Annotated in this window: 9 protein-coding genes and 1 pseudogene; 2 read left to right on the top strand and 8 right to left on the bottom strand. The window is 70.6% G+C overall.

The features are described 5' to 3' along the window. The first annotated feature begins 128 nt into the window (after positions 1–128). A complete protein-coding gene (locus tag ACFU7Y_RS32205) occupies positions 129–800 on the top strand; it encodes a hypothetical protein (RefSeq protein WP_380770502.1) in 672 nt (223 codons plus the stop codon). Between the two features lie 138 nt (positions 801–938). Here ACFU7Y_RS32205 and ACFU7Y_RS32200 read toward each other — a convergent pair whose 3' ends face one another. The 8 genes and pseudogenes from ACFU7Y_RS32200 to ACFU7Y_RS32165 form a co-directional block, all read right to left on the bottom strand. Then, entirely contained in the window at positions 939–1,862 is a 924-nt protein-coding gene (locus ACFU7Y_RS32200) for a helix-turn-helix transcriptional regulator (RefSeq protein WP_224281777.1), read from the bottom strand. A gap of 197 nt (positions 1,863–2,059) precedes the next feature. After that, complete coding sequence (lysS, locus tag ACFU7Y_RS32195; RefSeq protein ID WP_224281775.1) at positions 2,060–3,793, bottom strand: lysine--tRNA ligase; 1,734 nt, start codon at positions 3,791–3,793, stop codon at positions 2,060–2,062. A gap of 152 nt (positions 3,794–3,945) precedes the next feature. Further along, positions 3,946–4,680 carry a leucyl/phenylalanyl-tRNA--protein transferase gene (locus tag ACFU7Y_RS32190; protein ID WP_224281773.1) on the bottom strand — a complete coding sequence of 245 codons (735 nt, stop codon included), beginning with the start codon at positions 4,678–4,680 and terminating at the stop codon, positions 3,946–3,948. A gap of 79 nt (positions 4,681–4,759) precedes the next feature. Next, entirely contained in the window at positions 4,760–4,906 is a 147-nt protein-coding gene (locus ACFU7Y_RS32185) for a hypothetical protein (protein ID WP_380770500.1), read from the bottom strand. Between the two features lie 144 nt (positions 4,907–5,050). Further along, complete coding sequence (locus ACFU7Y_RS32180) at positions 5,051–5,581, bottom strand: hypothetical protein (protein ID WP_380770499.1); 531 nt, start codon at positions 5,579–5,581, stop codon at positions 5,051–5,053. A gap of 27 nt (positions 5,582–5,608) precedes the next feature. Next, positions 5,609–5,767 carry a hypothetical protein gene (locus tag ACFU7Y_RS32175; protein WP_224281769.1) on the bottom strand — a complete coding sequence of 53 codons (159 nt, stop codon included), beginning with the start codon at positions 5,765–5,767 and terminating at the stop codon, positions 5,609–5,611. 298 nt (positions 5,768–6,065) lie between these two features. Next, positions 6,066–6,404, bottom strand: a pseudogene (locus ACFU7Y_RS32170) (transposase); the annotation flags it as partial. Positions 6,405–6,903: 499 nt separating this feature from the next. Continuing rightward, positions 6,904–7,716 (bottom strand): hypothetical protein, encoded by an 813-nt coding sequence (locus ACFU7Y_RS32165; RefSeq protein WP_380770497.1) that lies wholly within the window; start codon positions 7,714–7,716, stop codon positions 6,904–6,906. Between the two features lie 374 nt (positions 7,717–8,090). Between ACFU7Y_RS32165 and ACFU7Y_RS32160 the strand changes: the two genes are divergently transcribed. After that, positions 8,091–9,647, top strand: a complete 1,557-nt coding sequence (locus ACFU7Y_RS32160; protein WP_224281767.1) for an RICIN domain-containing protein — start codon at positions 8,091–8,093, stop codon at positions 9,645–9,647. Positions 9,648–9,683 lie beyond the last annotated feature (36 nt).

The following is a 9,683-nucleotide window of genomic DNA, read 5'->3' as shown; positions in this document are numbered from 1 at the left end:
GTCCTGGTGCCGACGCGCCGGGCGGCCGTTTCGGGCCAAGCAGCGGCAGGCCCGCCGATTTCGGCCGAACCGACCGCCGCCTCGGCGACCCATCCGCCCACGGGTCCGCCGTCGGGGATCCGGTCACGTTGACAGTGCTGGTCTGTGTTGGCTCCGTCGTCCCGGCCGTCACCGGCTGGGGCGGCACTCCCGCCGAGGCTCTGCTCGCCGCTGTGCTCGGCGGACTGCGCGGGCTGTCGGCCGCCGGTCACCCGGCCGGAGCACCGAGCCCGCGCGGCGCGGTCGGCGCGGCCGGGCCTTCCGAGCTGTGCTGGCTGCTCGACGGCGCCCTCGCGCTGCTGGCCCGTCAGGCGGTGCCGCTCGGCGGCCTGGCGAAGCAGCGGGCACTACGGTCCTTCCGGTCCCGGCCGGGCCGGGAGGCAACCCTGCCAGGCCTGGCCGGTCTGCACGTCGTCCCGGGGCTGGCGGACGGCTGGGCGATCGCCAGGGTGGTGCACCCCGACACCCGGCGGCTGCTGGCGGCGGAGTGGGGCGCGAGCCCACAGGAAGCGCTCGGGTACGCGGCCACGCGGGCCCAGTGGGCGCTGGCCCAGCCGGAGCCGTCCGGGGTGCTGTGCCGACAGCCCCCGTCCGCCACCAGGCTCCTGACCAGGTACGGCGGTGCGGACCTGCCGCGGCTGGCCGGGGCCGTCCTGGACTTTCTGCGCCCGCACCGGCTCCGCCTGCTGGGGATCCGGATGACCTCGGACAGCCTGCTGGGCCCGCAGGCGGTGGCCTGGGGCCCGGTGTGGCTGGGCTGACCCTGCCCGGGCCGGGTCGGGGCCGAGCGGCCCCGGCGGGGCTCCGCTGCCCGGTCGGCCGAGCCGGGGAGCCCCACCCGGAGCGCGGATGCCGCAGCGCCCACGTCGTGGCGCCGGCACGAGGCCCCGCGCCCGGCATCAGACTCCGACCCGCTGCTGCCCGGCATCGCCCCGCCCCAGCCAGCCGACGTCCGCGGCCCGCACCCCAGCCTGGAAGCGGCTGGAGGCGTCCAGCCGCTCCATCACCTCCGCGATGTGGCGTCGGCAGGTCCTGAGCGAGACGCCAAGCCGACGGGCGATGGTCTCGTCCCGGGCGCCGTCCGCGAGCATCCGCACGATCGCCCGTTTGATTTCCTCGTCCAGGACGTCGGTGGTCCGGGCCGGCCGGGCGTCCTCCGGGCAGGCAGTGGCGGCGGCCCAGAGCTGCTCCAGACCGCGGTAGAGAAGGTCGACCACCGAGGGCTCCCGTATGACCACCGCTCCCGGGTCCCCGAACCGGTTCGGGATGAAGGCGGTCTCTCGATCGAAAATCACCGTGCGGTCGTGGATCTCCTCGCAGGTCCGCACCTCGCAGCCCTCGGCGGTTAGCGTCCCGATCAGCTCGCGCATCGGACGGTTGGTGCGGACCGGGTGCTGGTAGAGGGTGCGCATCCGCACTCCGCGGCGCAGCAGTTCGAGGTCCTGCGGCAGCGAGCTCTCCACCGCCTGCTCGGAGAACACTCCGGGGTGGGCGCTGAACACCTCGACCGCACAGGCCCTGGCCGCCTGGGCGAGCACGGCGCGGACCCGATCCACGTCCGTGACGACATCGAAGGACTCCCGCACATTGCGGGCCTTGCGCCCCTCGAAGTAGACCGAACTGAGCGGGAGCAGTCGCGACTTCCGCTGCTCCAGGCGCTGGTGGCGCTCCTTGATCTCCGCCTCGATCGGGTGGGCGAACTCCGCCATCGCGGTCTGCGGACTGCTGGGCAGCAGGACCCCGGGACGGCCCGGCGCCGGGTGCAGCAGCCGCAGCTCCAGCAGTCCGCGGACCAGTTCCGCGGTTGTGTCCGGTGTCCTCACCAGGTGTCCGGCCAGGGTCGCAAGGTCGGGCGGGCAGTATTCCCCGTTCTGTACGATCCAGCCATACGCGCGTGCCAGCTCCGACATCGCCAAATCCCTCCTACGGGGCCGTCCGAGGGTAGTCGGGCGGCGGCCCCGTGTCCGCCCGATGACCGGCGCGGATCCGGAGCGCCGCACGCCACCGGGCCCCGGCCGGGTCAGCCGCCGAGAAGGGTGCGGACCCGGTCCGCACCCGTCGCCAGCAGCAGGGTGGGCAGCCGCGGCCCGGTGCCCCCGCCGACCAGCAGCCGGTAGACCAGCGCGAAGAACGCCCGCTGGACGACCTTCAGCTCGGGCGTCGCCTTGGCGTCGGCCGGCAGGCCGGCCCGCAGCTTGGGCACCGCGTAGACCCAGTGCGAGAGCGCTTCCAGCGACCAGTGCTCGTCCAGCCCGTCTAGCAGTAGCTTCAGCGACTCCCGCTCGGCCGCGTCGAGCCCGGCCAGCAGGTCCCGATCGGGCTCCGTCCGCAGCCGGGTGCGCTGTTCCTCGGGCACGTGGTGCTCGATCCAGTACTGGGCACGGTCCAGCCTGGGCCTCAGCTCGTCCAGGGAGGCCACCGGGCACTCCGGGTCCGCTTCGCCGAGGATCCGCAGGGTCTGCGCCGGGTCGCCGGCGGTGATGTCGGCGACGGAGGCAAGCATCCGGTACGGCAGCGGGCGCCCGGTGCGGGGCAGTTCGCGCCCGGCGGTGCGTACGGCCCGGTCGTGCGCGAATCGGTCGGCCACGCCCGCCGTGCCGTCCTGCACCTTGCGCTCCAGCGCGTCCCACTCGTCGTAGAGGCGCTGGATCTCCTGGTCGAAGGCGACGGTGAAGGACTGCTGCGGCTTGCGCCGCGCGTACAGCCAGCGCAGCAGCGGCTCCTCCATGATCCTCAGCGCGTCGGCGGCGGTCGGCACCCCGCCCTTCGAGCTCGACATCTTCGCCATGCCGCTGATGCCGACGAAGGCGTACATCGGGCCGATCGGCTGCCGACCGCCGAAGATCTCCTGGACCAGACTGCCACCGACGACGAAGGAAGAGCCCGGGGACTGGTGGTCCACGCCCGAGGGCTCGAAGACCACGCCCTCGTACGCCCAGCGCATCGGCCAGTCGACCTTCCAGACCAGCTTGCCCCGGTCGTGCTCTGCGAGCCGGACCGTCTCGCGGTGCCCGCAGGCACAGCCGTAGTCGAGCGTGGTGGTCGCGTCGTCATAGCCGGTGACGGTGGTGAGGTCGCGCTCGCAGACCGAGCAGTAGGGCTTGTACGGGAAGTAGCCGGCAGCGGTCGTGCCGTCCTCCTCCGCCGCGGCGCCGGAGCCCGCCGCAGCTTCCTGCTCACCCTCGCCGCAGACGGGCCCGGCGGCGCCGGGCCGCCGTTCCCCGGCCGCGGACGCCGACCGGTCCTTGGTGCGGAACCCGTCGAGGACGGCGTAGATGCGCCCGCGCTCACGCATGGCGAGCAGGATCTGCTTGCGGTACGCGCCGGAGCGGTACTGCTCGGTCTGGCTGACGGCGCGGTACTCGACACCGAGCCGGTCGAGCGCCTCGACCATCGGTGCCTTGAAGTGCTCGGCCCAGTTCGGGTAGCTGCTGCCGGGAGGCGCGGGCACGGAGGTCAGCGGCTTGCCGATGTGCTCTGCCCAGGCGGGGTCGATCCCGGCCGGCACCTTTCGGAACCGGTCGTAGTCGTCCCACGAGAGGAGGTGCTCGCAGGCGACTCCGCGCCGACGGATCTCGTCGGCCACCAGGTGCGGGGTCATCACCTCGCGCAGGTTCCCAAGGTGAACGGGGCCGGAGGGGCTCAGGCCGGAGGCTACCACCACCGCCCTGCCAGGTGCGCGACGCTCCGACTCGGCGATGACCTCGTCCGCGAATCGGGAGACCCAGTCGGCCTCGGAGTTGCCAAGTGCCACGTCGGTACGTCCTTTCCTCGGGCGATGCCCGCTTGGGTGTGGCCCGCTGGGATGCGGGCTTCGATGCTGTCAGGTGGCGGCGGTCAGCCGAACCGGTTTTCCTGCCTATCAGGGAGTCGGCCCGGAACCCTCCCGGTGCCGGCGAGGTGGCATCACGGGCCCTCGGGGGCCTTCAGCAGCCGACGGACCGGGAGCCTCTCGGTCGGCAGCTCGATCGTCGTGCCAAGACCCGCCTCCAGGAAGGTGTGGAAGTCGGCCTTCGGGATCTCCTGGGCGCCGATCGCCGCCAGGTGCGGACTGAGTATCTGAACGTCCAGCAGTTGCCCGCCGGCCGTGGTGAGCCGGTCCAGGGCGTCGAGCAGCGCGACCTTCACCACGTTGTCCTGGGTGCGGAAGCCGGATTCGACGGAGAGCACGGTGCCGGTGAGTACGCCGAACATCCCGCCGATCAACTCGCCCTCCTCATCCCAGACCTCGACGGTGTGCAGGACGCCGGCACCGGCGAGCCGCAGGAACGCGTCGGCCAGGTCCCGGGAGAGCCAGGTCTCCTTGCCGCGGCCGGGGCCGCAGCGCTCGACCACCGTGGCCGGTACCGTGTCGAGGGTGGTGGTCCAGTCGGTGCGTAGCAGTTTGCGGCGGTACGTGCTGCCGAGCCGCGCGGTCGCGGGCGTGAGCACCGCGCGCCGGCCGGGCGCCCACCGCTGGAGGGCGAACCGGGGTTCGGTGGGCGACAGCACCGGTATCCGCCCTTCGTCGAGAGCGGCGCCCCACTGCTCCTCGCTCCAGTCCGCCCAGTGCTCGTTGCTCGGCGGGAACGGGAAGACACCACCGCGATAGGCCTTCAGCATCGTCTCCAGGGAGAGATCCCCGCCCAGTGCGATCGGCATGTCGCCGTGGGAGTCCTGCCAATGCGGGAAATTCCACGTCTGTGCCATGGCTCGCCCTTTGATTCGCAGCGAAGCGGTGTCACCGATCGTCGGCGAAACGCTTGTTCGGTTCGGCGTGAATCGACTGCGCATTCCAGTCATTTAGTTGATGGGCCGTCAGTTCACGGCAGCTGGCTGACCATACCACCGCCAGATTGGCGACGTCGTTGATGGTCTCCTCGTTCATCGGAACCTCCTTTCCTTCCAGGCTGTTGTCGGGATACTCCGCCCCACGTCGCGGGGCGGACACCCAGAACCGCGCAAAGGCATGGAACTGGACGCGATGCCACCGCACCACGCGGGCGGCTCGCACCGGTCAAACCGCTCGCGGTCAGGCCGTGCCGACCACCGACGCTGCCGCCCGCATGACCGGGGTGGGGGGATCTTCGGCAGCCACCCTCGCAGGATGCCGAGCGCGAGCCCGACCAGGAGCTGACCCACCGCACCGACCAACAACAGCCACCAGCACCCGCAAACCCGCCACCGCGATCACCCCGCCCGACAGCCCGAACGTCATCGCACAACACAGGACCACCAGGGACATCCCGAGCACCCGCAGCGCGAACACCGGCTTGAACGACTCGCACACCCCGCCGAACGCGATGAACGCCGCGCCGCCGAGGCCCAGCGTCCTGACCGGCAGGTCCCGCAGTACTGCGAACCCACGCCCGATGGACGCGAAGTAGCCGACCGACTCGCCCTCGTTCTTCCCGCCCTCCGCCGTGTTCGCGTCCTCGGTCCAACGGATCCGCAGAGCGAGCAACGAGGCGAGCGATGCAAGATGAGACAGGGCGTCGCCGATCAGAGCCACCGGCGCGGCCATCGCTTTGGACAGCACGCCGGCCAGCGCTGGCCCCGCCATCTCGGCAGCGGACCATCCTGACGCCAATCACCCGTTGATCTGGACCAATTGCTCGGGCCCGGCAATCGTCGGCAACAGCGCGGTCTCGTAGACCTCCGACAACGCCCCGTGAGCCGCCGCGATCAGCAGCAGTTCCCAGAACTCGAGCGTGTGCGTCACGTACAGCACCGGCGCCAGGCCGACCACCGCACTTGCCCTTGAGCCTGACTGCATGACACCCCCCTCAGCCATGTGAAACGTAACATGTGCAATGTTACGTTTCAATGACCGCATCAACTCGCACTGCTGATGACCAGTCACTTACACATCCGTCAGCCGCATTGCTCTAGCCTCCACCTTTCAGTTGGGTCCGGCTGAGCTGGGCTGGTGGCCTTGGCAGTGGTCCGAGGGTCAAGGTGCGGGTGCTGGGTATGCCGAGTGCCCGACGCGCGGCCGGTGTCTCCAGGGTCCTCGGGTCGCGGGTGGGCAAGGTGGTCGTGCCGGTTCAGGCGACGAGCCGGGGCAGGGCCAGCAGGCGGGTGAAGGCGGTCGCGAGATCGTGGCGCCAGGGCCAGGTGGCGGCCATCTGCAGGTACAGTCGGCGGGCGCCGCGGGTTATGCGCGCGGCGGCGTGCAGCAGCCGGTAGCGGAGTTCCTTCGGCTCAGCGGTCGCCAACTCTCCGTCCAGCAGGAGGGCTTGGGTCCAGGCGAGCAGGTCGAGCCAGGCGGCGTTGATGGCGAAGTAGCGCGAAGGGAAGCGGCCGAATCCGGTGGTCTTGCCGCAGCGGATGCGGTCCTCGACGCGGGCGTGGGCGCGGTGTCGGACCTCCAGCAGTTGCAGGGCCCGCCACCACTCGCGCCCGGCCGCGAGTTCCCCGTCGAACCAGGCCTCGCCGTCAGGCCGACGCACCGTCAGGCCCGGTGCAGCCGCGAACGCGGACCAGCCCGGGGCCGGATCCCCCTCCAGGACGCCCGCGTCGTGGGCCCACCCCTGCCCCGCCGCCACCGGGCGCCTTGCCGCGGCAGGTACCACCAGCACCGGACACCGGCCCGGCACCAGCTCCGGCCACGCCCTGCCCACCAGCCCCGTACCGGCCATGATCTCCACGCAACACCCCCTGCCCCACCACGCATCCCGGCACACCCCACCGCCTTGTGCCGGACCCCCATCATCCCCCGCCCCCGGCCCCGATGCGGGCGGCGCCACCTCCCTCACCGGCTCCGAACAACGGGTCCCCGCGCTGGCCGTGATGGACTGCACCGATCTCTCAATCGCCGGGCAACTGCGCATCACCGCAAGTAGGGTGGAGCAGCGTCTGACGCGCGTGTGTCGGAACTCGACGTCAAGCGCCGAAGAGATCTTCCCGTGGGCCGCCCTCGAACAGGTCCCAGTCCCGCCTCGAGTCGAACTTGGCAGCGACCGGCCACCGGTCCGGGTCCGGGCCCCGCATCAGCCAGAAAAAGTAGTCGGAGTTCCAGTTGTTGCCCCACTGCAGAAGCCCGCCCTCGGCCGGGAACAGCGGATACGGGCACTCGTCGAAGTCCCCGTCCCGGTAGGCTTGGGCCAGCACGGCACAGTATCCGTAGGGTTCCGTCGTGAAGTACAGGAACCCCTCGAAGCCGAGCGGCTGCCCGGTCTCGGGACTGGGCGCTGCCGATGGTGTGTAGACGTTCAGCTCGTCGCTGATGCTGACCATCCCGTACCGGTCGGCGAACGCCCGAAAGTCCGCGGGCAGCTGGAAACCAAGTGCCTGGGGCCCCAGCTCCCACGGGACCGGAACCACTCCGTCCGCAGGTGGCGGCCCGATCACCGCGGCAAGCCGGTCCAACATCTCCTCGATGTCCACGTCCACTCCCATCAGCCACCCGTTCCCGCCGGAGGCTATCCGTCTCCGACGGCACCGAAGACCGTGGGGCCAGGCCTCGCGGTGTCCCGGCATCGCCCACATCCGCTGAACACCTGATCCCCATCCCAGGGCCAGCAGCGGCCGCCGGGGCGGCGGGTCCGCTGGCGGCTGCCGTACACCTAGTGTCCTGCGCAGCTTCGTGTAGGCGTCCGGGAACTTATCGCCCATCACCTCGGGCTGGAAGAGAAGTTCGACGTCACCGATCTCGGCGACGTGCGGCTCAGTGTTGATCGTGAACGTGCGGCGCATGGCAGGCTCCATCGGCTCCGCATCACGCCCGGCCCACAATCAGACGGCTCGTGCGCGAGCAAGGGTAGCCGGAGTGCGGCCGGCGGGGCGGCGCGCAGCCCCGACATCAGCCAGCGCCCCGATGCTCCTCGGCTCCGCCGGGGCGAGACCGGGCGCATGTACATGACGTTCATTCACTACCACTGCGCTTCCGCGCGCTCGGTCACGCGCCCTGCCAGGAGGTGACCTCGCCGTTGACCATTGGGAACCGCCCAGTCCGGTTGATGGCGAGCAGCTTTGGCGCGTCCCGGTGTCGGGCGCGGCCTCGAACCGCCGCCATCTCCCGCGCCGGGGTGCACAGCGCTTTCAGCTGGACACAACCGGGAGGAATCATCTTGACCATCCGACTGCGGCTGTCGTTCCGAGCCGTTGCCCTGGCCGTGGCCCTCGTCGCCGCCGTGGCCGCTGTCCCGCTCACGGCCACCGCCGCGCGGGCGGCGACCCCGATCTGCATCAGCGGCGCGATCCAGTACGACTACCAGTCCGCCGAGGACGGAACGGCCAAGCCCACTCGCACCAAGCCGCTGCGCTACGCCGTCGTCGAGTTGTGGGGCGCAGAGAAGAGCACCGACTCGCCGCACGCACTGAACGTCGTGGGGCACACCGCCGCCGACGGCAGCTACAACCTCTGCTACACGCCCACCACGACCACCTCGCTGAGCACCGTGTGGGTGAAGGCATGGGCCTCCGTCAGCAATCTGTGGTGGGTCGCCGACAACAGCAACCAGATCTACACCATGCAGTTGCCGGCCCTTTCCAACGTCACCGGCAACAGGAACATCGGCACAGCCAAGCCCCCGGCCTCCACGTCCAGGGCCTGGCACATCCTCGACACCATCTACCTCCTGTGGTCGAACCGCAACAACCCCAATAGCCTCTGCTGGTCCACCAACGAGACGAACAGCCAAGCCTGCACCCCGCTCACGGTCTACTGGGTGGACGCCTCCGGCTCTGCGGCGTACGACCCCGGCTCCAACAGCGCCTTTCTCTACGGCGCCGACGCCGACTCCGAGCACGTCATCCTGCACGAGGCCAGCCACTTCCTCATGCACCGCATGTACAACGGATTGATGCCGTCCGGCGTCAACTGCCAACCCCACTACGTCTGGTACGCGAGCTCGGACGGGTGCGCCTGGTCGGAGGGCTTCGCCACCGCCTCCGCCGCCTACGTACTCGGCGACTCCCGCACCGTCTGGGGCGACGGGAACAGCACCAACTTCACCTACGGCGACGGATGGGGCGTCGGCGACGTGGTGGAGGGCAATGTCGCCGGCTCCCTCCTCGACCTCTGGCGCACCGTCGACACCAACTGGAACGCGAGCATCACCGCGATCACCGCGCAGAAGCCCATGACCTTCTCCGCCTACTTCAACACCACCCGCCCGGCGGCGAATCCGCCCCTGTCCACCGACAGCACGGCGCTCGGGAAGCTGAACCCGCACACCATCGACTACGGGCCCACCATCGTCGGCGACGGCAAGTACCACAGCCTCACCGACGGCAGCGGCCTGGCGCTGGAGGTGAACGGCTCGTGCACCGCCCCCAGCGGCTCCAGCACCAGCCTCGGCACCCTCGACGCCACCCGCAGCTGGCAGCGCTGGAGGATCGACGCGAACGCAGACGGCACCGTGCGGATCACCGACGGCTGCCCCCAGCCGCTCGCCCTCACCCTCCCCTCCCCCGTGAACGTGGGCAGCACGGTCATCGTCAAGGCATACGACCCCGCCAACAGCGACCAGAAGTGGAAGGTCACCAAGAGCAACGGAACGCTGAGGATCACCCACCCGATGGGCAGCCTGGCTCTCGACCGGACGAGCCCCGCCGTGGGCTCCGCCGTGGTCCTCAACCAGTACAGCAGCTCGAACTCCCAGTTCTGGGCACCCCTCAGCTGAGCAACTCCGCCGTCCCCGCCGGCCTCGTACCTGGGC

This window comes from Kitasatospora sp. NPDC057542, assembly GCF_042801945.1.
GTDB lineage: Bacteria > Actinomycetota > Actinomycetes > Streptomycetales > Streptomycetaceae > Kitasatospora.
This window is presented reverse-complemented; position numbering and strand designations above follow the sequence as displayed.